Annotated in this window: 22 protein-coding genes and 1 pseudogene; 14 read left to right on the forward strand and 9 right to left on the reverse strand. The window is 70.1% G+C overall.

The window, feature by feature from the left end:
* Positions 1–107 precede the first annotated feature (107 nt).
* Positions 108–575 carry a hypothetical protein gene (locus PV646_RS04810; RefSeq protein ID WP_500340234.1) on the forward strand — a complete coding sequence of 156 codons (468 nt, stop codon included), beginning with the start codon at positions 108–110 and terminating at the stop codon, positions 573–575.
* Here the strand turns inward: PV646_RS04810 and PV646_RS04815 are convergent.
* From PV646_RS04815 to PV646_RS04830, 4 genes are all read right to left on the reverse strand, one after another.
* Positions 572–2,653 carry a M6 family metalloprotease domain-containing protein gene (locus PV646_RS04815; protein WP_500340235.1) on the reverse strand — a complete coding sequence of 694 codons (2,082 nt, stop codon included), beginning with the start codon at positions 2,651–2,653 and terminating at the stop codon, positions 572–574. The genes PV646_RS04810 and PV646_RS04815 overlap by 4 nt on opposite strands.
* Positions 2,654–2,718: 65 nt before the next feature.
* Entirely contained in the window at positions 2,719–5,277 is a 2,559-nt protein-coding gene (locus PV646_RS04820) for an RCC1 domain-containing protein (protein ID WP_500340236.1), read from the reverse strand.
* 71 nt (positions 5,278–5,348) lie between these two features.
* A complete protein-coding gene (locus tag PV646_RS04825; RefSeq protein ID WP_500340237.1) occupies positions 5,349–6,665 on the reverse strand; it encodes a HAMP domain-containing sensor histidine kinase in 1,317 nt (438 codons plus the stop codon).
* Positions 6,662–7,327: a response regulator transcription factor gene (locus tag PV646_RS04830; RefSeq protein ID WP_500340238.1), complete on the reverse strand. Its 666-nt coding sequence runs from the start codon at positions 7,325–7,327 to the stop codon at positions 6,662–6,664. Before PV646_RS04830 ends, PV646_RS04825 begins: the two co-directional genes overlap by 4 nt.
* A gap of 152 nt (positions 7,328–7,479) precedes the next feature.
* Here PV646_RS04830 and PV646_RS04835 point away from each other — a divergent pair, with 152 nt between their 5' ends.
* Positions 7,480–8,691, forward strand: a complete 1,212-nt coding sequence (locus PV646_RS04835; protein WP_500340239.1) for a bifunctional glycosyltransferase family 2/GtrA family protein — start codon at positions 7,480–7,482, stop codon at positions 8,689–8,691.
* A 38-nt stretch (positions 8,692–8,729) separates the two neighbouring features.
* Here the strand turns inward: PV646_RS04835 and PV646_RS04840 are convergent, their stop codons facing one another.
* On the reverse strand, positions 8,730–9,509 hold the full coding sequence (locus PV646_RS04840; protein WP_500340240.1) for a hypothetical protein: 780 nt from the start codon (positions 9,507–9,509) through the stop codon (positions 8,730–8,732).
* 299 nt (positions 9,510–9,808) lie between these two features.
* Here PV646_RS04840 and PV646_RS04845 point away from each other — a divergent pair, with 299 nt between their 5' ends.
* The 3 genes from PV646_RS04845 to PV646_RS04855 all read left to right on the forward strand — a co-directional run bounded on the left by PV646_RS04845 (position 9,809) and on the right by PV646_RS04855 (position 12,916).
* Positions 9,809–11,119 (forward strand): DUF2252 domain-containing protein, encoded by a 1,311-nt coding sequence (locus tag PV646_RS04845; RefSeq protein WP_500340241.1) that lies wholly within the window; start codon positions 9,809–9,811, stop codon positions 11,117–11,119.
* 76 nt (positions 11,120–11,195) lie between these two features.
* Entirely contained in the window at positions 11,196–12,314 is a 1,119-nt protein-coding gene (locus PV646_RS04850) for a glycosyltransferase (RefSeq protein WP_500340242.1), read from the forward strand.
* Positions 12,311–12,916 (forward strand): TetR/AcrR family transcriptional regulator, encoded by a 606-nt coding sequence (locus PV646_RS04855; RefSeq protein WP_500340243.1) that lies wholly within the window; start codon positions 12,311–12,313, stop codon positions 12,914–12,916. The genes PV646_RS04850 and PV646_RS04855 overlap by 4 nt, the downstream gene beginning before the upstream one ends.
* A 4-nt stretch (positions 12,917–12,920) precedes the next feature.
* Here PV646_RS04855 and PV646_RS04860 read toward each other — a convergent pair whose 3' ends face one another.
* On the reverse strand, positions 12,921–13,850 hold the full coding sequence (locus tag PV646_RS04860) for a GGDEF domain-containing protein (RefSeq protein WP_500340244.1): 930 nt from the start codon (positions 13,848–13,850) through the stop codon (positions 12,921–12,923).
* A gap of 217 nt (positions 13,851–14,067) precedes the next feature.
* On the opposite strand from PV646_RS04860, the gene PV646_RS04865 reads away from it, so the two are divergent.
* From PV646_RS04865 to PV646_RS04880, 4 genes are all read left to right on the forward strand, one after another.
* Entirely contained in the window at positions 14,068–14,775 is a 708-nt protein-coding gene (locus PV646_RS04865; RefSeq protein ID WP_500340245.1) for a hypothetical protein, read from the forward strand.
* Positions 14,776–14,839: 64 nt separating this feature from the next.
* Complete coding sequence (locus PV646_RS04870; RefSeq protein WP_189154086.1) at positions 14,840–15,397, forward strand: hypothetical protein; 558 nt, start codon at positions 14,840–14,842, stop codon at positions 15,395–15,397.
* Positions 15,384–16,598 carry an MAB_1171c family putative transporter gene (locus PV646_RS04875; protein ID WP_500340246.1) on the forward strand — a complete coding sequence of 405 codons (1,215 nt, stop codon included), beginning with the start codon at positions 15,384–15,386 and terminating at the stop codon, positions 16,596–16,598. Before PV646_RS04870 ends, PV646_RS04875 begins: the two co-directional genes overlap by 14 nt.
* Complete coding sequence (locus PV646_RS04880; RefSeq protein WP_500340247.1) at positions 16,599–17,972, forward strand: FAD-dependent oxidoreductase; 1,374 nt, start codon at positions 16,599–16,601, stop codon at positions 17,970–17,972.
* On the opposite strand, the gene PV646_RS04885 is transcribed toward PV646_RS04880, so the two are convergent.
* Positions 17,956–18,429, reverse strand: coding sequence for a VOC family protein (locus PV646_RS04885; RefSeq protein ID WP_500340248.1), 474 nt, complete (start codon positions 18,427–18,429; stop codon positions 17,956–17,958). The genes PV646_RS04880 and PV646_RS04885 overlap by 17 nt on opposite strands.
* 82 nt (positions 18,430–18,511) lie before the next feature.
* Between PV646_RS04885 and PV646_RS04890 the strand changes: the two genes are divergently transcribed.
* Positions 18,512–19,465 carry a helix-turn-helix transcriptional regulator gene (locus tag PV646_RS04890; protein ID WP_500340249.1) on the forward strand — a complete coding sequence of 318 codons (954 nt, stop codon included), beginning with the start codon at positions 18,512–18,514 and terminating at the stop codon, positions 19,463–19,465.
* Between the two features lie 295 nt (positions 19,466–19,760).
* Here the strand turns inward: PV646_RS04890 and PV646_RS04895 are convergent, their stop codons facing one another.
* Positions 19,761–20,240, reverse strand: a complete 480-nt coding sequence (locus PV646_RS04895) for a DUF4262 domain-containing protein (protein ID WP_500340251.1) — start codon at positions 20,238–20,240, stop codon at positions 19,761–19,763.
* A 371-nt stretch (positions 20,241–20,611) separates the two neighbouring features.
* On the opposite strand from PV646_RS04895, the gene PV646_RS04900 reads away from it, so the two are divergent.
* The 4 genes from PV646_RS04900 (at position 20,612) to PV646_RS04915 (ending at position 26,120) form a co-directional block, all read left to right on the forward strand.
* Positions 20,612–23,644: a TIR domain-containing protein gene (locus PV646_RS04900; protein WP_500340252.1), complete on the forward strand. Its 3,033-nt coding sequence runs from the start codon at positions 20,612–20,614 to the stop codon at positions 23,642–23,644.
* Positions 23,645–23,763: 119 nt separating this feature from the next.
* Positions 23,764–24,234, forward strand: a complete 471-nt coding sequence (locus PV646_RS04905; RefSeq protein WP_500340253.1) for an RNA polymerase sigma factor — start codon at positions 23,764–23,766, stop codon at positions 24,232–24,234.
* Entirely contained in the window at positions 24,227–25,258 is a 1,032-nt protein-coding gene (locus PV646_RS04910; RefSeq protein ID WP_500340254.1) for a tetratricopeptide repeat protein, read from the forward strand. Before PV646_RS04905 ends, PV646_RS04910 begins: the two co-directional genes overlap by 8 nt.
* A gap of 58 nt (positions 25,259–25,316) precedes the next feature.
* Entirely contained in the window at positions 25,317–26,120 is an 804-nt protein-coding gene (locus PV646_RS04915; RefSeq protein ID WP_500340255.1) for an SAM-dependent methyltransferase, read from the forward strand.
* On the opposite strand, the pseudogene PV646_RS04920 reads toward PV646_RS04915, so the two are convergent.
* A pseudogene (locus PV646_RS04920) lies at positions 26,117–26,485 on the reverse strand (ricin-type beta-trefoil lectin domain protein); the annotation flags it as partial. The gene PV646_RS04915 and the pseudogene PV646_RS04920 overlap by 4 nt on opposite strands.
* Between the last annotated feature and the right edge of the window lie 36 nt (positions 26,486–26,521).

Here is a 26,521-nt window from a genome sequence, read left to right on the forward strand (position 1 = left end):
AGCGGCGCCTTGGACGGCTGCAGTGTCCACGGATCCTGTACCACCACTGAGTGCACTTGGGCGTGTGCGGCGGCGCGGTGCTCACTACTGCCAACAGACTGGGGTGCGTGGACACCAGGAAGCGAGTCGATCCCGTCCGGCGCGGTCGCACCATCCTGGGGGCGTCGTTGCTGGTCACAGCCGTCGCCGCGGGGGCGAGAGCCGCCGTCGGGTTCGGCTACGCGCCTGAGATGGAGTCCGCTGTCCGCGCGAAGAACGGCCTCGACCTCACGATCGCGTTGCACACCGGGCTGACGTACGCGTGGCTGGTGTTCGCCGTCAGTACTGCGATCGCGGCGCTTCCGTTGCTGGTCAACGGCTCGGGGCGGACGTTCGCGGCCGGTGTCTGTTACGCGCTCGGCATGCCGTTGCTGTTGTTCAGCATCGGCGTGATCGCGCCTGTCGGCACGGTCCAGACGCTGACGTGGCTGGCGTGCGGCACGGTCCTGCTGACGGCGTGCTTCGTGATGCTCACTTCAGGGCCCGTGCAACAGGCTCCGGACCGGCGCGGGCCGGTCCGGAGTCGTCGCCGCTAGCCGGTCACCGTGCAGGTCGCGGTCGCGGACCTGCCCGGGTTGCTCTCCGACACGGCCGTCAGCGTCACCTTGGACATGATCGAGCCGTTGCCCCGCAGGGCGTGCACCGGAACGTCGACGCGGCCGCCGAACTTGGCCGTGGCCAGCGCGTTCGGCACGGAGACGGTCCAGCCGTTCGACGCCGTCGCCTTCACGCGGTAGACGTCGCCGTCGAGGTACTGGTCGACGGGTTCCGGGTGCTGGCCGCCGGGAGGTGCCGTGCGGCCGGTGTTGGTCAGCGGGAAGCGGCACGTCGCCACGCCGGACGAGTCGGCACGAGCCGCGGCCGGGTTGACCCGTACGCCGCGTTGCTGCGGTCCCGCACCGTCGAGCGACCGGATCGCCACCGTGTAGGACAGCACGCCACGGGAGTCGCGTTGCAGGTCCAGCACGTAGAAGTGCAGGCGGTTGGCCGTGTCGACGAACTCGAACTCGCTGCCGGAGTTCGTACCCGCGTGGAACAGCGCGTCGGACAGTTGGCGGTAATCGCCGATCGTGATCGGGACCTTGGTGCCGTCGGGCAGGACGTAGTCGGTCATGCCGATGTCCTGCGGGTTGGCGTCGATCACCCACGTGAACGGTGCGGCGTCGACGTTCTTGGTCTTGGCCAGCATCACCCCGGAGTCCGGGGTGAACGAGTCGGCGCCCATCCGGTCCACGACCTCGAGCGTGTAGTTGTTGTAGCCGCCGCCGTCGCAGAACGGGTCGGTGGACACGTTGCAGGACGGGGACTTGTCGCCGGTGCCCAGCGCGAGGTTGATGCCGGTCAGGCCGCTGGCACCGGGATTGACCTCGCGTGCGGTGATCTTCGCGATGACCGTGCCGGAACCGGCCAGTGCCTCGCGGGACAACCGCAGGACGTTCTTCTCGTCCACGATGCCGAGCTTGATCTTGTTGCGCAGGGTTTGTTGTGCTCCCAGTGACGCGCCGCCCGTCGCCGGGATCGTCCACCGCGAGTGCGGGCCGCCGGGGCCGTTGAACGAGCCGCGCGACAGCATGTCCCACGGGCCGCTGTAGTCACGGCGCGGTGGGCTGCCGTACGGGTTGTTGTAGTTGTCGCCGATGCCGAGGATGTGGCTCAGTTCGTGCGCGTAAACGCCCTGGCCCGAGCTCTCGGCCTGGGTCGACGAACCGCCGCCCGCGTTGGGCCAGATCGACGAGCCCGCGGCCCACGACGTCCAGTCGACGTACCGGGTGCGCGACCAGTTCGGCAGCGCGGGGTCCGGCGGGCCGAAGTCGTCGGTCACGTCCTCCTTGGTCCGGAACTTCATCATCCCGAACTCCTGCCACGTGCCGGACTCGTCCTGGCCCGCCGACAGGTAGTAGATGAAGTCGTAGCCCGCCGGCACTTCCGCGCCCACGTCGGCGACCCACGCGGAACGGCCGTCCGTGCGGATGTTGCGGTTGCAGGAGTCGCCTGCGGGACAACCGGTTCCGCCCTGGAACTCCATGGCGTACTCGTGGTCCTTGCCCGGCATCGTGTACGGGCCGAACGCCTTCAGCTCGACGCCGTAGCGCCCGCCGGAGGTCTCCATCCAGTACTCGTGCACGGTGTGGCCGCGGTTGAGGGTGTTCGGCTTGTTCAGGAAGTCCTGGTAGAACTGCCCGACCTGGGCGCGCGGCACGCCCGACGCCTCCGCGCTCGGGTTGCCGAACACCGTGGAGTTCTTGGCCTGCGTGACGACGAACGGCTGGTTCGGGTAGTCCAGCAGGACCAGCGCGCCCTTGAAGTTGCGCACCGAACCCTTGACCGCCGGGTCGGCCCAGTTCGTACCCGGGATCTTCGTGTAGTCCCGTTCCCACGTCATGTGGTCGGGGTTGACCCAGTTCTGCGGGTCGACCGGGCCCGGGAACCCGGCCTGCGCGAGCACGCGGGCGGAGTCCCTGGACTGCTGCCACGGCTGCTGCTGCGGCCAGTGGTCGTACTGCCAGTGGTTCGTGGGTTCTTCCGGAGCGGCGACCGAGTTGCCGGCGTTGAACATCGCGATCGAGAGGAGCGCGGTGATCAGCAGGGCAGGGCGCCGGTGTGTGCGCTTCATCCCACCACCGTGGTGCAACCCCGCCCGTGCCAGCCACCCTCGATCGTCTGCTGCTCAACGGATTTCTAACGCACGGCGTGGCTCGTCCAGAAGCCCGCGTGCACGGACACGGCCCCGGTGACCGGGTTCGCCGCGCAGTCGGTCGCACCGGTCTCGCAGACCCGGACCGGCTGCCCGCGGTTGTCCAGCGTCCCGTCGCCGACCTGGCCGCGGTCGTTCTTGCCCCAGCCGACGACCACGCCGCCGGTGATGGCCAGCACGTGCTCGCTCTTGCTCGACGACAACGCGGTGACGCCGGTCAGCGGGCCGGCCGCGCAGTCGGTCGCGCCGACCGCGCACACGGGACCGGGCAGGCTCCGGCCGGTGAACGTGCCGTCACCGAGCTGGCCGGCCCAGTTGGTGCCCCAGGAGAACGCGGTGCCGTTCACGACCGCGACGCTGTGCTGGAACCCGGCATCGATCGCCGTCACCCCGGTCAGCGAGCTCCCGCATCCGCCGGTCGCGCAGACCACCGACGGCCGGTACTGGTCGGCGTGTTGCCAGTCCTTGCCGAGCTGGCCGCTCTGGTTGCTGCCCCACGCGGCGACCGTTCCGTTCGACAGCAGCGCGAGGACGTGGCTGTAGGCGGCGACGTCGGTGACGCCGGTGAGCGGGGCGGCCTCGCAGTCGGTCGCACCGGGGGCGCACACCTTGCCGGGCGTCGTGCGCTTGTCGGCCTTCTTGCCGTCACCCAGTCGGCCGTCCTCGTTGGTGCCCCACGACACCAGGGTCCCGTTGGACAGCACGGCGAGGCTGATCCCGTTGCCCGCAGCCACCTTCACGACGCCCGTCAACGGGTTCGCGGCGCAGTCGGTCGCACCGGGCGCGCAGACCTTCACCGGCGTGGTGCGGGTGGCGGTCGTGCCGTCGCCCAGTTCGCCGCCGACGTTGTAGCCCCACGACACCACGGTGCCGTCGGTCAGCAACGCCAGGCTGTGGTTGCCGCCGGCTGAAACGGACGCGACGCCCTGGAGCGGGTGGGCACCGCAGTCCGTCGCCCCGACCGCGCACACCTGCACCGGGCGGCTCCGGTTGATCGTCGTGTTGTTGCCGAGGTTGCCGAACTGGTTCGAGCCCCACGAGGCCACGGTTCCGTTTTCCAGCAACGCCAGCGTGTGAGACATGCCCGGCGCGATCTTGCGTGCGGCACGCAGCGGGTTCGCGGTGCAGTCCGACTCCCCCAGCGCGCACACGTTGGCTGGCGTGGTGCGGCTCCACGAACCGTTGTCGGAGAGCTGACCGATCCCACCCGTGCCCCAGGTGAGCACGGTGCCGTCCTGCCGCAGGCCGACCGTGAACGCCAGGCCGGCCTTGACCGCGGTCAAGCCCGTGAGAAAGGTGCCGTCGCAGCCGGTGATCTCCAGCGCGCACACGGGAACCGGCGCGAACCGGTCGGTCAGGCTGCCGTCTCCGAGCTCACCTTGCGCGTTCTCGCCCCAGGCGAGCGTGGAACCGTTCGTCAGCACGGCGTTGGCGTGGTCGAAACCGACGGTCAGGGAGGCGACACCGGTCAGCGGGAGCTGGACCGGGGTGCTGCGGATCTCCCTCGTGCCGTCGCCCAGCTCTCCGCTGTAGTTGCCGCCCCAGCCGACCGCCGCGCCGGCATCGGTGATCGCGAGCGTGGTCATGTTGCCCGAGTCGACGGACTTGATGCCGGACAACGGGTTCGCGGTGCAGTCGGTCGCCCCGGTCGCGCAGACGCTGACCGGTGTCACGCGGTCGGTCCTGGTGCCGTCACCGAGGTCGCCCACCGCGTTGTCGCCCCACGCGACCACGTGGCCGTCGGCCAGCCGTGCGACGCTCTGCGCTCCACCGGCGGTGAGCTGCGCGACGCCGCTCAGCGGGGTCGTGGTGCAGTCGGTGGCGCCGATGGCGCACACGGGCACGGGGGTGGTGCGGTCGGTGGTCGAGTTGTCGCCGAGCTGACCGTCCCAGTTGCGGCCCCACGAGACGACGGTCTGGCCGGAGCGCAGGGCGAGGCTGTGGCCAGAGCCCGCCATGATCTGCGTGATGCCGGTCAGCGGGTTCGCGGCGCAGTCGGTCGCGCCCGGCGCACACACCCTGACCGGCGTGGAACGGCCCGTCGTGGTGCCGTCGCCCAACTGGCCGGAGTCGTTCGAGCCCCAGGCGACGACGGTGCCGTCGGTCAGCAGGGCGAGGTTGTGGTAGCCGGTCGTGCTGATGGCCGTGACGCCGCTCAGCGGGGTGGCGGCGCAGTCGGTGGCACCCACCGCGCACACAGGTACCGGCGTGGTGCGGTTGACGGTGGTTCCGTCGCCGAGGCGACCGCCGTAGTTGGCGCCCCACCCGACGACCGTGCCGTTGTTCAGGAGCGCGAGTGCGTGGTAGTTGCCCACCGCGATCGCGCGGACGTCGTTCAGCGGCGCTGAGTAGCACTCGGTCGCACCGGGAGCACAGGCGGGCGAGGGCGTTGTCCGGGTGCTCGAGCTGCCGTTGCCGAGCGCCGCGCCCGCGCTGTCACCCCACCCCTGGACCTTGCTCGGCACCGGGTCGGCGTGAGCCGCCGGTGCGAAGAACAGACAACACAGGAACGCCACAACGGCAGCACGAACTCTTCGGCTCATCTCTGACCCCCCAGTCGAGCGGTTGCCCCCAACCGCCGCCGAGGACGATAGGGCCGCGAGCGGGGGGACCGCTAGGACGTTGTGGGCAGATCGACGCGAACGGACGCACCGCGTGGTCCCGGCACGAACCGCACGCTGCCGCCGTGCACGGCCACGACGTCCGCCACGATCGCCAGGCCCAGGCCGGATCCGGGCAGGCCACGGGCGCCGGGCGCGCGCCAGAACCGCTCGAACGCCGAGGTCCTGTGCTCGAACGGCACTCCTGGTCCCTCGTCGCTGACGGTCAGCCAGCCCGGCTGCGAGCGGACGGTGATCGTGGAGCTCGCCGGGGAGAACTTCACGGCGTTGTCGAGCAGGTTGAGCACGCTGCGTTCCAGCGCGCCGGCGTCTCCGACGATCGCCCAGTCCGCGCGGTCGACGTCGAAGCGGTGGTCGTGGGCACGGCTGCGGGCACGGGTGACGGCCCGGTCGATCACCCCGGCCACGTCGACGGGCTCGCTGGCGAGTTCCCGGTCGTCGCGGGCGAGCACGACGAGTTCGGTGACCAGATCGCTGAACTCCTGGCTCTGCGCCTGCAGCCGGTCGAGAACCTCGGCGCGCTGGGGCAGCGGGCGGCCGGTGCGTTCGCTGCGCACCAGAAGGTCGATGTTGGTGCGCAGGCTGGTCAACGGCGTGCGCAGCTCGTGCGCGGCGTCGTTGACGAGATCTCGTTGGCGGCGGCGGGATTCGGCCAGGGCGGCGGTCATCGACGTGAACGCGCGACCCAGCCTGCCCACCTCGTCCCGGCCGTCGACGGCGACCTGGGCGGTCAGGTCGCCCGTGCGCGCGATGTGTTCGGCGGTCTCGGTGAGGCGTTCCATCGGGGCCAGCGCGCGGCGGGTCAGCCACAGGCCGGTTCCGGCCACCAGCAGCGCGCCGAGGAGCGACACGGCGATCAGGACGCCGCCGAGCGTGGTCAGGGTGCTGTCGATCTCGGCCTTGCTGCGGCTCAGGACCAGCACCTCACCGGTGCCGGTCGGTTGCAGGAGAACGCGTGCCCGGGCGCCGGACTCGGTCACGCCGTCGCGGAACGCCGGCGCGGTCACGAAATCGGCGGCGGTGGTGACGACGGGGTCGACACCGGGTGGCACGCAGGACGACGTGCCGTCGGGATTCAGGGTCTGGATGCCCTGCAGGACGTGGCGCAGTCCCCCGGCGGGAGCGCCCTCGTCACACCGGATCTTCATCATCGGCGGCGGCAGGCTCGCCAGCAACGACTTGTCGAGCTGCGAGCTCAGGTTGTGTTCGGTGGCGAGCCAGGTGACGACGCTGATCCCCGCGATGGCGACCGCCACGACGAACGCCGTGATGAGCGCGAGCCTGCTGCGCAACAGGACCGGGCCGTTCATGGCGACTCGCGCAGGATGAAACCCATGCCCCGCACGGTGTGCAGCAAGCGGGGACGGCCACCGGACTCGGTTTTGCGGCGCAGGTAGCCGATGTAGACGTCGAGCAGGTTGGTGCCCTGGTCCTTGCCCCACACGGCGTGCTTGAGGTGCTGCTTGGTCAGCAACCGGTCCGGATCGCTCAGGAAGACCGCGAGCAGGTCGAACTCGGTCGGAGTCAGGTCGAGGCGTTCGCCGCCGCGCAGGACCTCGCGGGCCTGCGGGTCCATCCCGAGGTCGGCGAACCGGAGCAACCGCGGCGCCGGGCGGTGCCGGTTCTGCTTGAGCAACGCCCGGACGCGGGCCAGGAGCTCTTCCAGCGCGAAGGGTTTGACCAGGTAGTCGTCGGCGCCGGCGTCCAGGCCGGTGACCCGGTCGCCGAGCGCGTCGCGGGCGGTGAGCATCAGCACGGGCAGGCGTTCCCCGGCCGCGCGCAGGCGGCGGCAGGCCTCGGAACCGTCCAGGTTCGGCATCATCAGGTCGAGGATCGCCAGGTCGGCGTGGTGCACGAGCGGGAGTGCCTCGGCGCCGTCCGTGGCCGTGGTGACCTCGTAGCCCTCGAACTCGAGGCTGCGCCGCAGACTGTCCCTCACGTCCGGGTCGTCGTCCACCACGAGCAGTCTCATGTCCAGGACGGTAAGGCCGTTCGCTGTGAGCCACCTGTGCATCCGCGCTCTCACGATTCTCTCAGCGGAAGCCAAGGCTGTTCTCACGACAACGTCAGCAGGCTCGGTTTCACAACGGTCACCGCTGGTGTCCACAGTGGAACGGAGAAGCCATGACAGCGGTGAGCACCGCACAGGCCACGGGAACGGTGGACATCATGATCCCCGTCTACAACGAGGAACGCGCGCTGCCCGGCTGCGTCGAGGTGCTGCACGGGTTCCTGAGCGAGCAGTTCCCGTTCGACTGGTCGATCGTGGTCGTCGACAACGCGAGCACGGACCGCACCCTGGAGGTCGCGGAGGAACTGGCCGCGAAGTACGAACGGGTGCGCGTGCACCACCTCGACCGCAAAGGCCGCGGGCTGGCGTTGCGGGAGTCGTGGGGTTCCAGCGAGGCGGCGGTCGTCGTCTACATGGACGTCGACCTGTCGACGGGACTGGACGGGCTGCTGCCGCTGGTCGCGCCGCTGCTCAACGGGCACTCGGACCTCGCGATCGGCTCACGGCTCGCGCCGGGCTCGCGCACCGTGCGCGGACCGCGGCGGGAGCTGGTGTCGCGGGCCTACAACGCGTTGATCAGGCTCACGCACGGCGCCCGGTTCAGCGATGCCCAGTGCGGGTTCAAGGCCGCGCGCACCGAGGTCGTCCGGCCGTTGCTCGGCCAGGCGCGCGACGAGGCGTGGTTCTTCGACACCGAACTGCTCCTCTTGGCTGAACACAACGGATTGCGCGTGCACGAGGTGCCGGTCGACTGGGTCGAGGACGTCGACAGCCGGGTCGACGTCGTCCACACCGCGCTCGACGACATCAAGGGCCTGGTCCGCGTCGCCCGCGCGAAGGCCAACGGCACCGCGCGGGTGAACGGGCTGCCGCGACGGCCGTCGCCCCGCGCGATCCACCCGGACGCCGTCTTGAGCCGCAGCGAGGGCGGACTCTCCTGGCAGATGCTGTCGTTCGCGGTGATCGGGGTGATCTCCACGCTCGCGAACCTGGCTCTGTACGGCGCTTTCCGGCAGTGGTGGCCGGTGCTGGGGGCGAACCTCGCCGCGTTGGTGATCACGACGTTGTTCAACACGGAGGCCAACCGGCGCTTCACCTTCACGGCCCGCAACACCGCCCGCGGCAGAACACACCTGCAAGGGCTCGTGGTGTTCGGGCTCTACTACGCGTTCACGTCGGCGGCGTTGCTCGTGCTGCACGCGGTCTCCGCCTCTCCGTCGCGCACGCTCGAGCTGATGGTGCTGCTCGGTTCCTCGGCGCTGGGCACGGTGGGACGGTTCTTCCTGTTGCGCAGCTGGGTGTTCCGCCGCAAAGACCGGGCATGACCGCCACCGCGCGGTGGCGGCACGCCCGTCGGCCGCGGTCAGGGCGCGAGTGCCCAGGCCTGTTGTGCGCTGGCCTTGCAGAAGGCGAGCCACCGGCTCTGCGTGGTGATCGCGCCGTCGGACCCGGCACGGGCGAGGGCGGTGGAGGAGTTCGCCTGCGTCTGCGGACCCCAGTCGCCGTCGATGCCGGTCGTGATGCCCCAGATGTACTGGCAGGCGGCCTGGACGAAGTACGTCTGGGTAGCCGAGCCGGTGTTGAAGCTGGAGTCGCCGCTGCCCGAGATGGCGTTGTCGATGTGGGCGTGGTTGTGGTGCTCGGCGTTGTCCAGGTACGAGATGACGTGCCGGAAGTGGTAGTGCAGCGACGCCATCGTGCCCCAGTAACGGATCCGCGCGGTGCGCAGCGCGTCGCCGGTGGAGTTCTTCCACTGGTCGTAGCGGGCGTTGAAGGCGGTGAACGTCGCGCCGGTGTCACGGTTCGTGATGAGCATGCGCGCGAGGTCGAACGCCCTGCCCTCACCGTGCATGCCGGACTTGTTGACGTACGCGCCGTACGAGTAGATCTTGTGCGGCGCGGTCCAGTGATAGGGCGTCCAGTTGCGCCAGTGGACGTGCCACTGCTCGAGGCGGGAGTAGAAGCCCGCTTCGTAGCGGAACGACGTCGCGGCGCCGTTCACCTCGTAGAAGGTCGGCTGCGAGTTGATCTCGCTGTGGGTGACGAGGGTCGCCGCGGAGGCGTTCCCGGTGCCGAGCAGAACCGCCGCAGAGCCCGCCACACCTGTGGCGAGGATGCTCCGGCGTGACATCGATCCGTTCATGCCCGGCAGTCTTTCGCCGGGCATGAACGCGTTCCCTAGTCCTGAGGACAGTCTTCGACCTCGACCGGCACTTCCTCACCGGCCTGCCGCGCCTCTTCGAGCACGCGGCGCACCTGCTCCTCGCTCGCACCGAACATGAAGCACATGTCCGCGACGGTAGGCGTGCCGTGGCCGCCGGGCTTCTCGATTCCTGCTCGCTCTTCCGGTTTGACTGGCTTTCGTGGCCGACTCGGGTGAAACCTCGGGCGAAATTTGCAGGCGCACGGCTTCTCCCGGTCGCTCACGTGCTGGGATGCACCATGACTGATCGCGGCGACCGCATCGTGAGCGTGCTCGAAGAGGCCTTCGCCGGCCTGATGGCGGCCGACCCCGCCGCGTTCCGGCACAAGTTCCGCAAGATGGCGGCCGAGCCGTTCACGTTCTACCGCGGCAGCGCGTGCCTGTTCTACGCCGACATGGCCGACCTGCCCGACGAGTGGGCCGACGAGCGCACCGGCCGCATCTGGATCCAGGGCGACCTGCACGCGCAGAACTTCGGCACGTACATGGACTCCGAGGGCACGCTGGTGTTCGACGTGAACGACTTCGACGAGGCCTACCTCGGTTCGTTCACGTGGGACCTGCGCCGCTTCGCCGCCTCGATGGCCCTGCTCGGCTGGCGCAAGGCCCTGCCCGACAGCGTGATCATCGACCTGATCCGCACCTACGTGACCGCGTACGTCGCCCAGGTCCGGTCGTTCGCCGAGCACCCGGACGACGAGCTCTTCAGCCTCCGCCTCGACAGCACCGAGGGCGCCCTGCACCGCGTCCTGCAACGCGCCCGCCTCGCCACGCGGATCGGTCTGCTGGAGGAGAAGACCGTGATCGTCGACTACGAACGCCGATTCCGCCGCGACCGCGAAGGCATCCACGAACTGTCCGAGGACGTCCTCGAGTCCGTCGCCCGCGCGTTCGCGTCCTACCTGGACACCATCCCGACCGGCAAGCGGGCGTCGAGCCGCACCTACGCCGTGAAGGACGCGGTGGGCCGGAGCGGGTTCGGCATCGGCTCGGCCGGCCTGCACGCCTACAACATCCTGGTCGAGGGCCGCTCCCAGGCGCTGGAGAACGACGTCGTGCTGTCGATGAAGCAGGCCAACGTCGCCGCCCCCAGCCGCATCGTCCCAGACGCCCGGATCCGCGACTACTTCACCGACCACGGCCACCGCACCGCCGTGTCGCAGCGGGCGTTGCAGGCCCACGCCGACCCGTGGCTCGGCCACACCGAGATCGACGGCGTCGGGTACGTGGTCTCCGAGCTCTCGCCCTACGAGGCCGACCTCGACTGGTCCGACCTCACCGAGCCCGCGGACATGCTGCCCGTGCTCGGTTACCTGGGGCGGGCCACCGCGAAGATGCACTGCGTGGCCGACTCGGACTCCTCGCAGACCCTCGTGGACTTCCAGTGCGAGGAGGCGATCGCGTCGGTCATCGGAGACCGGGACGAGGCCTTCACCGAGTCGATCGTGGAGTTCGCGCTCGACTACGCGCGGCAGACGCGGGAGGACCACCGGTTGTTCGTGGACGCGTTCCGGGACGGCCGCATCAAGGGCGTGGGTTCAACGGCCTGACCTGGACGAAGATTCCGCTCAACGGCGTGATTCAGAAGACACTGCGCATATTCGTTAGATGACTACTCTGATGAATATGCGCATCCTCTTCTCAAGCGTTCCCCAGCACGGCCACCTGCTGCCCCTCTTCCCGCTCGCGCGTGCCTTTGCCGAACGTGGCCACGAGGTCGCGGTCCTCACCGCGGCCGGCATGGCGCCGGTGATCGAGGCGCAGGGGCTCGGGCACCTGCCGGCCGGACCGCTGCCGGACGTGTTGTTCGCCGAGGTCGCGCGCCGGACCGGCGCCGACCCGGCGAGTGCGCCCACACCCGACTCGGTGGCGGAGTTCTTCGCCGGCACGCGCGTCGACCTCACGGCGGACGAGGCGCTGGCCGCCGCGAAGAACTTCGAGCCGGACCTCGTCGTGGCCGAGTTGTGCGACTTCGTGGGGCCGTTGGTGGCCGCCGCGACGGACACGCCGGTCGCGACCCTGGCGTTCGGGCCACCGCTGCCGCCGGTGTTCACCGACGCCATGGAAGCCCTGGCGCGCACCCGGCACGAGGCGCGTGGCCTGCCGTGGCAGCCGCGCCAGTGGCTGCTCGACACGTGGCCCGCGTCGATGCGCGCGGACGAGTGGCAGCAGCCCGAGGGGTGGCTGCCCCTGCGTCCCGAGGCGTTCCGGCAGCCCGGGAACTTCGAGAAGCTGCCCGTGTCGGAGCGGCCTCGGGTGCTCGTGACGTTCGGGACGTGGTTCGGCGAACCCGCGAAGCTGAGCCCGCTGCTGCGCGCGTTGTCCACTGTGGATGCCGACATCGTGGTGACGCTCGGGCTCGCCACCCAGCCGGAGGAGTTCGACGTCGACCACGAGCGGATCACGTTCGTCGGGTTCACGCCGATGGAGGAACTGCTCGACGGCGTGGACGTCGTGGTGACGCACGGCGGTGCGGGCACGACGGCGGCCGCGTTGATGAAGGGCGTGCCGCTGGTGGTGCTGCCTCAGGGCGCCGACCAGTTCTTCCAGGCCGAGCGGGTGGCCGCCGCACGGGTCGGCATCGCGCTCGACCCGCCTTCGCAGACGCCGCAGGCGCTGGTCGACGCGGTGCGGACGGTGCTCGGCGACGTGAACATCCGGGAGAACGTCACTACGATCTCCAAGGAGATCACCGCGATGCCGGACGCGCACGAGGTGGCCGCGACACTGGAAGCCGGTCCATGACGAGGTCCTACCACTCCCCGCGCCGCGCGCGGGACGCCGCCGACACTCGGCGGGACATCCTGCGTGCGGCCACGGATCTGTTCTCCGCCAACGGGTACGCGCGCGTCACCGTGGCGGAGATCGCCAAGCTCGCCGGGGTGGCGCCGCAGACGGTGTACTCGAGCGCGGGCAGCAAGTCGGAGATCCTGCGTGCGATCGTCAGCGAGTCGATCGCACGCAGCGACGCCGCCTCGGTCACGGAGGCGATCCGGCAGACCGAGGGCGTCGCCGCGGCGCTGACCTTGCTGGCCAAGGGCACCCGGACGGGCAACGAGAGCGAACAGCAGGTCGTCGAGGTGCTGTTCGCGGCGATCCCGGCGCACGAGGACGGCGCCGCGTTGTGGGAGCACAGCACCGGCAGTTACCGGCTGGCCCTCCGCGATACGGCGGAACACCTGCGGGACAAGGGATTGCTGAAGATGGACGTCGAGCGGGCCACGGACGTGCTGTGGTTCTGCTTCGGGTTCGGCGCGTGGCGGACGCTCGTCAAGGAGTGCGGCTGGTCGTGGGACGACGCCGAGAAGTGGCTGGCCCAGCAGGCCATCACCACCTTCACCCACTGAGGCCCTAGTGGACGAGGCCGTGGTGGCGGTTCGTCCACGCGGCGACGGCCGGCAGCACGTCCGTGATCCACTCGCGGGCGGCGGCCGTCAGTTCGTAGCGGGCCGCCCGGCGGAGCACGAAACCGTTGTCCTGCAGCCGTTCCAGGGTCAGGATCACCTTCGGGCCGAGGAACGAGAGCAGTTCCTCCGCCGTCTTGGCGCCGTCGGACAGCGCGACGAGGACCTGCGGCAGCTGGTCACTGCTCATCAGGTCCTGCAACGCGAGCAAGTGGTGCAGGGCCGCGGAGTCCGCCTTGCGCTCGGCGCCGAACGTGCTCGGGTCGTGCACCTGGACGCGGGCCCGGCCGGCTCGCTTGGCGCGCTGCAGGGCCGCGTCGGTGTCGCGGACCAGGTCGATCAGCGTGGCCTCGGGGGCGGGCACGTGCGCGGCCACGCCGATGGACGCCGTCTGGCCGTGCAGGGTGACGTGGTAGCCGTCGTTCGTGGTGATCTCGGTCTGCAGTGCGCGGATGCCGCGCAGGATGCGTTCGGCCACCATGGCCGCTTCTCCGCCCGTGGTGCGGGGCAGCAGCACGAGGAACTCATCGCCACCGTGGCGGCACACGAGGTCCGTCGGGCGCGTGTGCGCGGTCAGCACGGCGGCGACATCGCTCAGCACCACGTCGCCCGCGGGGTGGCCGTAGTCGTCGTTGATCTTCTTGAAGCGGTCGAGGTCGATCATGAGCAGCGCGACCTGCTCCCACCGACGCTGGGCTCGGCGGTACGTCGCGGGCGCTTGGTCGTCCCAGCCCCACCGGCCGAGAAGGCCCGTCAGGCGGTCAGTTGCCCACGCGCCAACAGGTTGTGCGCACGAACCACAGCGCGAAGGAGCGCTTTCGTCGTGCAGGCGCAGAGAACCGTGGTCCACCGGCAGCCCCACCCGCGCAGTCGCCATGAGTCCCCCCAGACTTCAGCTCCGACTGGCCCGTATCTGCCTCTTTCAACTGAGGTGACGTCGTTCGGATCAATCACGACACATCAGTGCAAGCGGCGGAGTGTGATCATAGGGCTACGGACTGGTGGATTCAACCCTTGTGATGCCATATGCTCGCTTGGTTCCACAGCAGTGGAAAGATCCCCCGGGCCCCTGGTCGCTCCAGCGGAGGTGTGGCGTGAGGCCGTTCGCCGAGGTCCTCAACGAGCTGTGCAACAACCCGCCCGACGGCCGGGGCAAGGTCACCAACGTAGCGCTCGCCGCCGCCGTGAAGTCGCGGGGCGGGGACATCGGGCACGGTTACATCTCGCAGTTGAAGCTCGGCGTGAAGGACAACCCGACCTGCCAGGCGATCGTCGACCTCGCCGGTGCGCTCGGCGTTCATCCCGCGGTGTTCCTCGGTGGGCGCCGTGAGCTGCACACGGCCGAACAACCCGGTTGGCGCCCAACGGCTGTGAGCACGCTCTTCGAAGCCGTGCACCCGCCGGACCGAGGCCCCTGGTCGCCGGAGGAGGTCGCGGCCGCGATCAGCTCGTCCGGCCAGTTCGGCAGCATCTCCGCCAGCTACATCCGCGAACTCCTGAGCAACGCCAGCGACAACCCGCGGCTCAAGCACATCCTCGGCCTGGCCGACCACTTCGGCGCCGACCCGGCGTACTTCTTCGACGAGGACCTCGCGGCGAGGGTCGATTCGGAACTGACGGACTTCCTCGCCCTGCGCGAGCTCGGGGTCGTCGAATTCGTCACCCGTCTGGCCGAACGCACGGGCGATCTGTCCCCGCAGGCCAGGGCTGCTGCGGTAGAAGGGTTCCGGCAGGCGCTCGAAGGCGGCGAGGGCTGGTCGTTCCCGCTGAACAGCCGCCGTACGTCAGCGGACCACACTTGATGACGTCGCCGGCGTGAAGATCTCGGCCTGGACCGCTGCAGACGACATCGAGAGGAGGCGACGGGTGAACCGCAGGAAACTGCGCAAGCTGGTCGACGAGGTCGCCCGGGACCTCGGCCTGCCGCCCGACGCCACGCACCAGGAAGCCAGCCGCAGGGTCTGCGAGCTGATGAGCGAACGACTGGGGCGTGCCGTCGACGTCCGGTTCGCCGCCATCACGAACGCGGTCTGCCTGAGCGGTGCGACCGCGTTGCTGGAGAACGGCACGTACCTCGTCATCTGCGCGGACTCCCCGTCCTGGTACCACCGCCTGCACGTGCTGCTGCACGAGTTCGCGCACGTGTTGCTCGAGCATCAGCCCGTCGCGCTCACACGGGACGAGGGCATGCGCCGGCTCGCGCCGCACCTGCTGCCGCGGATGGCGAAGATCATCGCCGGGCGGACGACGCTGACCGAGGACGAGGAGCGCGAGGCCGAGAACCTCGCCGACCACCTGCTGGAAAGACTGACGGAGCACCGGGTGTGGGCCGACACCGCCGCGACCGAGGAGCCCGCGCACGTGCGGCGGGTGGCCGAGTCGCTCGAGGGAAGATCTCGCTGGGTGCGTCGTGGCGATCTTTAACCTGATCTACCTCTCGTGCGGCATCGTCGGCCTGTTCCTCCTCGCGTACAAGATCCGCTCGCTGCGGTCGAGCTGGGGCAGTCCCCGCGTGGTGGCGTTGATCTCCACCGTGTTCTTCTCGGCGTTCGCCCTGCTCTTCGCGGCGCCCGCGAACATCAGCTGGATCAACCGGACGAGCGGCGTGCCCAACTTCGCCGCCCTGGTGGTCTACAGCCTGGTGGTCTGCTTCGCCGGTTCGGCGTTCGCGCTGGTGCTGTACTGGCGGTACCCGGCGGCCCAGGCGTGGCAACGGGTCCGGCTGATCGTCGTCAGCTACAGCACGATCGTCGCCGCGATGGTCGTGCTGTTCTTCAAGTCCGAGGTCGGCGAGGAGCGCCAGGTCGACTTCGACACGTTCTACGCCACGCAGCCGACGATCGCGGTGTTCCTGTTCATCTACTTCGCCGCGACGATGGTCGGCTGTGGCGGGCAGGCCTACCACTGCTGGCAGGGTTCGCGGGACGAGGCGATCTCCGCACGGCCGTGGCTCCGTCTCGGGTTGCGCTGGTACTGCTCGGCGGCGTTGTTCCCCATGGCGTTCGCGGTCATCAAGCTGTTCGTGCTGCTGATGGACTGGGCCGGTGAGCGCAGCTTCGACGTGCTGAGCACGACCGCACCGCTGATGGCGTCGTTGTCGATGATCCCGCTGGTGATCGCGATGGCGCTGCCGGTCTTCGGGCCGCGCCGCCCGTCTCCCTCGCTGTGGGTGAGGCGCTGGCGCACGTACTTCGCGCTGCGGCCGTTGCACCGCGCGCTGGTGCACGTGAACCCCGGCATCGTGCTGGTGGCGCCGGGCAAGTTCCTCAACCCGCACCACCGCGTGCGGCGGCAGATCATCGAACTCAACGACTGGCGCTGGGCTTTGACGCCGTACTTCGACCTGACCGTCGGCGAGGCCGCGACGTCCCTGGCGCGCAAGGCCTCGCTGCCCACGGACGAACTGACCGCCGTCGTGGAGGCCGCCCAGCTCCGTGCCGCGGGGTCGTCCGACGGCCGTTCGCGGGCTCCCCAGCGCCGTCCCGCCGCCGTGATCGTCGACGGCACCGATCTCGCCGCCGAGCACGACAGGTGGGTCCGGATCTCGCGTGCGTACCAGCACTCGCCGATAGTCGACGCCGCCGTCGCCGACGCCCGCGTGGAAGCAGCAGGGGGAATGGATTAGATGGCACCCACACACGCCGTGGTCCTGGGCGGTGGACTCGCGGGCATGCTCGCGGCGTCCGTCCTCGTCAAGCACGTGGACGAGGTCACCGTGGTGGAGCGCGACAAGCTGCCGGACGGGCCGTCGCCGCGGTCCGGCGTGCCCCAGGCCCGGCACGCGCACCTGCTGATGTCCGGTGGCGCACGGGCGATCGAGACGCTGCTGCCCGGCACGCTGGACGCGCTGGTCGCCGCCGGCGCACACCGGGTCGGCGTGCCGAACGACCTGGTGTCGCTGAGCGCGCAGGGGTGGGTGCCGCGGTTCCCCGAGATGCAGTTCATCGTCTCGTGCAGCCGTTCACTGCTGGACTGGGTGGTGCGCGGTCAGGCGTTGCGGGACAACAAGATCTCGGTGCTGACCGGGACCGAGCCGGTGTCGTTGCTCGGCGACCGGCACGCGGTGACCGGGGTGCTGGTCGAGGACCGGGTCTCGCGCTCGCAGGTGACGCTGGAGGCCGACCTGGTCGTGGACGCGACCGGGCGCGGCTCGCGGCTGCCCGCGTGGCTGGTCGAGTTCGGGCTGCCCGAGGTGGTGTCCGAGAGCGTCGACTCCGGACTCGCCTACGCCACCAGGATCTTCCAGGCACCCCCGACTGCGGCGTCCGGTTTCCCGATCGTCAACGTGCAGGCGAACCCGCGCGATCCGTTCCCCGGTTGCACGGCGACGCTGCTGCCCATCGAGGACGGCAGGTGGCTGGTCACCCTGTCCGGGACGCGCGGGGGCGAGCCGACGACCGACGAGTCGGAGTTCGTCGCGTTCGCCCGGTCGGTGCGCAACCCGGTCGTCGGCGAACTGATCGCCTCGGCCGAGCCGCTGTCCCCGGTGTACGGCTCGCACAGCACCGCGAACCGGCGGATGTTCTTCGAGCGCTTGAAGTCGTGGCCTCGCGGTTTGCTGGCGCTGGGTGACTCGGTGGCCACGTACAACCCCGTTTACGGGCACGGGATGTCGATCGCGGCGCAGAGCGCCCTGGCGTTGGACGCCGGTCTTGCGGCCGGGCACTCCGCGCAGCAGATCCAGCGCGGCATCGGCAAGGTGGTCGACGGAGCCTGGGCGATGGCCACCAACCAGGACATCCTCTATCCGGGGGCGGTCGGAAAGCCGTTGCCGTTGGCCGGGCGGGTGTTGCAGCGCTATGTGGACCGGTTGGTGCGCACGGCGACAACTGAGGCTCCGGTGACTCGGGCGTTCCTGGAGGCGTTCACGTTGTCGGCGCCGATGGCGAACCTGCTCAGCCCCAAGATGATCTGGGCGACCCTGCGCGGGCCCCGGTCGGAGTCGCCGGAGCCGACGCTGACGGCGGACGAACGGGACCGGGTCACGTCCGCGGAGTGAAGTCCGCGCTCTGCACGTAGGCCATGGCCTCGACGAACACCGGATCGGTCATCCTGGCGTTCAGCTCGTCCGCGGTGGGCTGCGCGACCCGCTGGTGCACCCACCAGAGGTTGCCGAACGGGTCGGCGAACCGGCTGATCCGGTCACCCCAGAACAGCTCGGTGGGCTCGGTGACGAGCCTGCTGCCCCTGGCCACCGCGCGCTTCAGGGTGGTCGCGTCGTCGGCGACGTAGAGGCGCAGGAACGCGGGCGTGGACGGCCAGTCGGGCACGTCGAACAGCATCACGACCGAGTCGCCGATGCGGACCTCCGCGTGACCGATCTCCGGCGCCTCACCGACGCGGCCCAGTTCGGTCGCGTCGAACACGTCGGTGATGAAGTCGATCAGCTCGGCCGTCCGGCCTCGGCTGATCAGCCACGGCGTCACGGTGTGGTAGCCCTCGGGCACGACGTTCATGCGGTCTCCCCTTTGCTCGATGGAGCGACCGTATGGCGCATGTAGGACGAGTTCGGTCCTAGTTCCGGGCTAGGTTGGGGGCATGAGTGATGCGGCCCGGTTGTTGCGCCTGTTGTCGTTGCTGCAGACACCGCGCGAGTGGCCCGGCAGCGAACTCGCGGCACGGCTGGAGGTCACGCCACGGACCGTGCGGCGCGACGTCGACCGGTTGCGCGACCTCGGGTATCCCGTCGAGGCCTCGATGGGGTCGCTCGGCGGGTACCGGCTCGTCGCGGGCACGGCGATGCCACCGCTGCTGCTCGACGACGACGAGGCCGTCGCCATCGCGGTCGGCCTGCGCACCGCCGCCCGCCAACCGGTGGCGGGCATCGCCGAGGCGTCACTGCGCGCCCTGGAGAAGCTGCAGCAGGTGCTGCCACCCCGGCTGGCTCGCCGAGTCGCGTCGCTCACCTCGGCCACCGCACCCGGCGCGGCCACGTACGCCTCGCTGGTCGACCCCGGACAGCTGACCGTGATCGCCGGCGCGATCGGTTCTCGCGAGCGGGTGCGGTTCGGGTATGTGGCCAACGAGAACGTCGTGTCGAAGCGGCACGTGGAGCCCATTCAGTTGGTAGCGCTGGGCCGGCGCTGGTACCTCCTCGCCTTCGACGTGGAACGGGACGACTGGCGGATCTTCCGGCTGGACCGCGTCTCCGCCGCGCTGGCCACCGGCGCCCGCTTCGCACAGCGGGTGCCGCCCGGCGGGGACGCGACGGAGTTCGTGACGCGGAAGATGTACGACTCGGCGCCGACCTTCCGGGCACGGGTGACCCTGCGGTTGCCGGTGGAGCTCGCACGGGCGCGGCTGGCCGACTTCGCCGGGGATCTGGCCGCGGTCGGCGACGGGTCCTGCTCCTGGCACAGCGTCGAGGACACCGTGGACTACCTCGCGTTCCGGCTGACCTTGCTCGGGTGCGACTTCGTGGTGCACGGGCCCGATGAACTGGTGGAGCACCTGCGGGGGGTGGGTGAGCGGATCGGGCGGGCGGTGGGGTGAGGCGGCAGGCGGGCGGGCGGTGGGGTGAGACAAAACGGCCGGGAGGTGGGGAGAGACGGCAAACGGCCGGGCGGTGGGGTGAGCCTCCGGCCGGTGACGAGCGGCCGGTTGCGGCGTCGGGGGCGAGGTGTCTCGCAGGCTCGCGAGCCGTGCCCTCGCGGGCAGCCACCAGGGGCCCGGAGCGCCACAACCCCGCAGTGGCGCGAGCCGACGGCGCCGGTGGAGACCCGGTAGCCAGTGAGCACCCACCGGCCTGACCGGTCACCGACCCGGCAACGGGCTCACCCCCGCCGGCTCACCCGCCCGGCGGCCCCGCTCTCACCCCCAGCACCGGCTGCCCTCCCACCACGCCCTCGTAGGAGCGGTCCCAAGGCCAGCACCCGGACTCGTCGGCGTGCACGAGCTGCAGGGCCTCGATGCCCTCGCCGTACAGCCGCGCGGACACCAGCAGGTGGGCCCAGGGGCGCGCCACGCGGACGACCTCCAGCAGCGGACCGCCGGGCACGGTGAAGCGGTGGCCGGGGGTGGGCAGGCCGCTGTGGACCAGGTGCTCCGCCATGTCGTCGAGCAGGCGGCCCGCTTCCAGCACGGCCATGCCCGTCACCACGAGTTCGGGGAGGCCTCGTGGGGTCAGGCCGACGGTGTAGGCCCAGGGCGGGTGGGCCCTGTCCCGTTCGATCGCCTGGACGGCCCAGCCTCGGACGTCGATGCAGCGGCGCAGGGTGGCCAGGTGTTCCTGCATGCGGTCGGCGGGGTGGTCGCAGTCCCAGCACATGGTGGTCTCCTCGGATCGGTGGTGGATCCAGTGTGCCGAGGAGCACCGACAAGATCGTTTGAGCAGTTCGTTGACAGAAAGTGGACAAACGATCTGTGGGCCGTCTGGATCGTTAATCTGCGACGCACGGAGGATCGTGCATGCGCCCACGAAGGCTTCTCATCGCGTTGGTCGCGGCTGTGCTCGTCGCGGCCGCGGGCAGTGTGACGTCATTCGCGGCCGACGCGAAACGCTTGTCCGCGCTGGAGGTTCGCCACGGCGAACTTCCCGGGGACCAACAGAACCAGCCAGGGCCGGAAGTCAGCCAGGACGGAGCCGGACAGCGCAGCCAAACGTCCACAAAGGACGGACGAGGGAGCTGCGGGGACTGAATGCACTTCGAACCCGGCACCCCACTCGCGGACGCGGTCAAGGCCGCCAGGTCCGCCGCCCTGCGCGGCAACGTCCTGGGCGTCGACCTCGCCTACGGGAGGGCCGCGAAGATCAGTCCGGCCGTCGCCCAGGACCACTGCGCGACCCTGCTCGAGCTCGGCGCCATCGCCAGGGCCGCGCGCCGGTGCGACGAGTACCTGATGGGTGGCAACGACACCTCGCTGAGGATCCTCCGGGCCCAGATCCGCAGTGCCGCAACGGATCACGTCGCGGCTGAGCAGGACGTGCGCGAGTTGCGCAAGCTCACCCTCACCGAACTGGAACAGGCCCGGCTCGCCAGGGTCGCCGCGCTCGCCGCCGCGGACCGTTACGACTACCCCACCGCGGAAAGCGAGCTCGACGCCGCCGAACGCCACTTCCGCCGCGCCGGCCGGCCCGAGCACCTCGAGCACATCGGCCGGGACCGGCTCCTGCTGGACGTGCGCAGGGGCACGCGCGTCTCGCGGCTGCGCACCCGGACTCCCCGCGCCCCGGCCGAGTTCCTGCAGCACGCCGCCGCGCTCCGCCGTGAGGTCCGGTACGAGGAAGCGCTGGCGTTGATGACGAGGTGCGTCACCAGCTACCAGATCGAACCCGCGCTGAGGTTCGCCGTGCTGTACGAGCTGACGGTGCTGCTCGTCATGACCCGGCAGGCGGGCACGGCGCGCAGGCTCTTCCCGCTGCTGGCCGCCACGGCCGGCCCTGAGGTGATCTCGCAGCTCCCGGACGCGACCAGGACGCTCCGGCCCGAACGCCGGCTCAGCCACGTGCGCCGCCTGATCGCCGAGGACGAACTGCTCAAGGCGGAAGGCATGCTGGGCGAGGGGAACTCGCCGTTGTGGCACCTCACCGCCGCCGAACTCGCGTACGCGCAGGGGCAGCTCGAACAGGCCGCGCGGCACTTCGAGATCGCGAGCAGGGCGGGTCACACCGAACTCACCGCGCTGGCCCTGCGCAAGCTCGGCGACACGTTCGCCGACGCGGGCCATGAGGACCTGGCCGCCCGGCACTGGGCCGAGTCGCACCGCGTCGAGGAGTCCATCGCGGACCACCGGGACAGCCCCAGCGTCAAGCTCCGGATGTTGCGCGCGGCCCCTGACGTGCGGGACGGCCGGGTGCGCGCGGCGGCCCGGCGGGCTCGGCGCGACGGCCGCAAAGCGCTGGCGGGGCTGGTGGTCGCCGTCGAGGCGGCCCGGGAGGAGCCTCGGGATCTCCCCGGTTTCGCCGACCTCGCGGCCGCCAGGCGCTGGCTCGCCGGGACGACGAGGCACCTGCCGCGCGACCAGGTCGTGTGGATGACGCACGCGACACCGGACCAGCTCCACCACGTGATCATCGGTCGCGGGATCACGCACGTGACGACCTCGGTCCACATCGGCGACCTCACCGACACGATCCGCCGGCTCAGGGCGTGGAAACCCAAGTACGACAAGGCGATCCTCGGCGCGCTGCTCACCGAGCTGGCCGGACTGATCGGACTGGCGGACGTCGTCGCGGCCCTGCCGGCCAAGGCACGCAGGATCGTCGTGGTGGCGGACGAAGTGTTCGCGGACGTCCCGCTGGCCGGCCTGCCCGTCCCCGGCACGACCGTCTTCCTCGGCACGACCTACGCGCTCTCCACCCTGCCGGACCTGTCGACGTTGCGGCCCCTGCAACGCAGCTCCCACCGGCAGAGGGGCGACGAGACAACGGTCTGCGCGACAGCCTCCGAGCTACGGCGAACTCTCGGCGAAGGCCGTGCCCGCCGCATCCGCCTAGACGCCAAGAGCGCCCACGACCGCATGAACCCCGCTCAGTCGTGGCTGCAGTTCAGTGACGAACGGGTGTCCGTGGAAGCGTTGGGAAAGATGGACTTCAGCGCGTGCGGCACGGTCGTGCTCGGTGCCTGCGAGCCCGGCGTCGTCCGCGCGGCCCGTACGGCGGGGGCGGGAGCGGTCGTCTCCGCCCGCTGGCAGGCCGACGGGGGGACCGCGCGGAAGGTGCTCGACGCGTTCGGCCGCCACCTCGCCGCTCTCCCCCGGGATCGCGCTCTGCAACACGCATTGCGAGAAGTCGCCGACCGGCACCCGGCCGACTGGGCGTGCTGGTCCCTGCACGGCGACGCGGGCCATCAGACCTCAGCGGGCCCGCTGCGCAGAAGACTGAGGAAGAACGGAGACCCCGTGCCGCTCGAAACCCGCCCCAAGGTGTTCCTGTCGTTCGCCGGAAAGGACCGCGCACACGCCGAGCAACTCCGTGCCGAGCTGGAGTCCCGCAACGTCAACGCGTACCTGGACGAGAACGAGAGCACGCCCGGTGACAACGTCGCCACCGCCATCGACGAGGCCCTGGCCACCTCCGACTACTATGTCCTGCTGTGGTCGGCGAACACACCTCAGCGCGAACTGACCGCGACGGAGTGGACAGCGGCGTTCAACTTCGAGATGACACGCCGGCGGGCGTTCCTGTTCATCGTGCGGCTGGACGAGGAACCGCTGCCGCCCCTCCTGGCTCCGCGCAAGCACATCGACCTCGTGGACGCCGCCGATCGCCTCGTCGCGATCTGGCGCTCGGACCGCAAGTCGGAGCTTCCCGTGTTCCCGCAACCGGTCCCGCCGACGCCGGACGGCCCGACCGTCGCGATCTCGGTGCGCAGCCACGACCTCGGCACCACGCACGTCGTGATGACCCCGCTGCACCTCACCGGCACCTCGCTGTACCGGTCGGTGTTCGACGCGCTGCAGCTGCCGACCGAGCAGGTCACGTTCGACGGCACGATCGGCATGCGGTTCACCTACGAGCTGTACCAGCAGAACGAACCGATCCCCGCCGACGAGTCCACTGTGGAACTGGCATCGGACGTGGTGGACATCGCCGTGCGCGTCGAGTCGTACGGCGGGCGCGGCGCGCACAACACCAAGGAACTCCACCAGGACGAGGAGATCGACGAAGGCTTGGACGTCGACCAACAACGCATGCTGCTGGTCGCCGCCTTCCGCCACCTGCTCCCCTAGGGCCTCCGAACGGGTGAATTCCCTCCTCTCTGTCAGCCTTTGCTGGTTTCAGCGCCTGTAACCGGTGAAGGTCGCCTCCAGGCGGTCAACGACACGAGCGGACGCTGAAGGGAAGGCCGTTGAGCGCACCGGATCTGGGCTTCGCGGAGTTCTTCCGCCGGTGCCTGCCCGTGGTCACCAAGACGCTCACGGCTTTGAGCTGCGACAACCGCGTGGTCGAGGACATCGCGCAGGACGCGTTGCTGATCGCGCAGCACCGATGGAGCGACATCCACGCGTACGACAAACCCGAGGCATGGGTGCTCAAGGTCGCGATACGGCTGATGCGACGCCGGCAGCAACACGACCACGAGACGCCACTGGCCGAGGTGCCGGAGGTCGTGCAGCCGGCCTTCGAGGCGGAGACACTCCACGCCGCGGTGCGCGAACTCTCCCCCAGGCATCGCGAGACCGTGGCGTTGCACCACCTGCTCGGCTATTCGGTCAGTGAGATCGCCGGCGTGCTGATGGTCGGCGAGTCGACCGTGCGCACGCACCTCACCCGCGGCCGTGCCGAGCTGCGGCGGATCCTCGGAGGCAGTGATGAGTGAGCTGCTGGACCGGTTCGAGTTCGACGAGGCCGTCGAGCACCAGTACCGCCTGGGCGAGGCCGCGGAACGAGCCGGGCGGCTGCGGGAGGCGGCCGTGCACTTCCGGGTCGTCGCCGACCAACGCCTCGGAGACGGTGCCGTGAGGCTGGCGCACGTACTGTTCGAGCTCGGCGAGAAAGCCGAGGCCGCGCGGTGGTGCGAGGCCGCCGTTGCCGACGGCTTTCCCGAAGCCGAGGAGATGGTCCGGAAGGACTCCGAGTCGCATCAACGGTTTCTGGAGCACGCGGCCCGGATCATGGTGGGTGCGCCGACGTTCGACTGGGTCCCGTCCGGAATGCCGTCCCGTCGTGTCTCCGCCGAGGTGATCGCGACGCGCACGCGGGCGTTGCGCGCGCTGGACCAGCGGTACGGCGGAATCGCCTGCCACACATCGGTTCTGGAACACCTGGCCGACGTCGAACCGATGATCGTCGTCGACGATTCCACGTGGACCGCCGTCGCCGAGGTCTGCGAACTGGCGGGCTGGACGGCGTTCGACAGCGGGCAGCCCGGCACCGCGCTCCCGCACTTCGCCCATGCGCTGACGCTCGCGCGGCAGGCCGAGAACGAGTCACTGATCGCGTCCGTCCTGACGCGTGCCGGCCGGATGTTCCTGCACCACAACGCACCTGACGACGCTTTGAAGGCTTTCCAGCTCGGTCTCGTGGCGGCGCACAACGCGTGGGCCGACCGGTGCACGTTGGACGATCCGCCCCAGGCCATCGCCGCACTGGCGACGAAGGTCGGCACGTACGCCGAGGGCCGGGCACGCACTCTCGCGCTGACGGCGTTGGCCCGCAACCATCTCGCGCTGGGCGACGTCGCCGCAGCCACCGAGTTCGCCGGAGACGCCGTGGCGTCAGCGCGGAATCTCCGATCGAGCCGCGCCGAGGACCAACTGCGGCGCCTCGGCAGGGAAGCCCGCGCGGCCGGCGCATCTGTGCTGGCAGAGCAGGTTTCGGCCGGTTTCGCGCGGGCGGGATGACGCTTTCACCCGATCCGGGCCGCTACACACGTGCGCGCATGCGAGTAAGTTCTGCGGCATGGCCGAGCCTTTCTCGTGGGTCCCCGCAGGAATCAACACGGACGTGCCCAGCGCAGCGCGCGTCTACGACTTCCTGCTGGGAGGTGGCCACAACTTCGCGTCGGACCGCATGGTCGGCGACAAGGTGCTGCAGATCCTGCGCGACGGCCGTGCGATCGCCGCGTCGAACCGCTCCTTCATGCGCCGCGCCGTCCTGCTGATGATGGAGCAGGGCATCACGCAGTTCCTCGACCTGGGCTCGGGCATCCCCACGGTCGGCAACGTCCACGAGATCGTGCAACAGGCGAATCCGGACGCACGGGTCGTGTACGTCGACTACGACGAGGTGGCCGTCTCACACAGCCAGCTCATCCTGGAGGGCAACGAGAACGCGGGCGTCGTGCAGGCGGACATGTGCCGCCCCGACGACGTCCTGTCCGATCCGGTCGTGAAGGACCTGATCGACTTCTCGAAGCCCGTCGGCCTGCTCATGGTCGCCGTGCTGCACTTCGTCTCGGACGACAAGGGCCCGGCCGAGGTCGTCGCCCGCTACCGCGACGCCATGCCGTCCGGCAGCCTCATCGCCCTCTCGCACCTCACGGCCGACTTCAAGCCGGACGAGATGGGCGGCGTCGTCGAGGCCATGAAGCACAGCCGCGACCCCATGTACTTCCGCGCGCTCACGGAGTTCGAGCCGATGTTCGCCGGCCTGGACGTGCTCCGGCCGGGCGTCGTCCCGGCGCCGAACTGGCACCCGGAACTCGGCCCGGCCGGAGAAGGCGGCCCGGAGGACGTCTACGTGGGCATCGGCAGGAAGGTCTAGCGGAACTTCCAGGCCTGGGCCGCGGAACCGTTGCAGCTCCAGATGTTCAGGCGCGTGCCCGGAGTCGTTGACGCAGCGGGGTTGTCCAGGCACAGCCCCGACTGCGGGTTCTGCACCGATCCGTCGGACCGCACGCGCCACTGCTGCGCGCCCGTGCCGTTGCACTGCCAGAGCTGGACGATCGTGCCGTTGGTGGTGCCGCCGTTGTCGACGTCGAGGCACTTGCCGGCGATGGCGATGGTGCCGTCGGCGACGACGCGCCACTTCTGCGCGTAGGTGTTGTTGCAGCTCCAGATCTGGACGGGGTTGCCGTTGGCGGTGCCGCCGTTGTTGTTGTCCAGGCAGAGGGTCGAGGCAGCCGAGAGCTGGACGGAGCCGGCGCCGGACGGGTGTCGTTCGGC

Origin of the sequence: Streptomyces sp. ID05-26A (assembly GCF_033794685.1) — a bacterium.
In the GTDB taxonomy this organism is placed as follows: Bacteria; Actinomycetota; Actinomycetes; order Mycobacteriales; family Pseudonocardiaceae; genus Lentzea.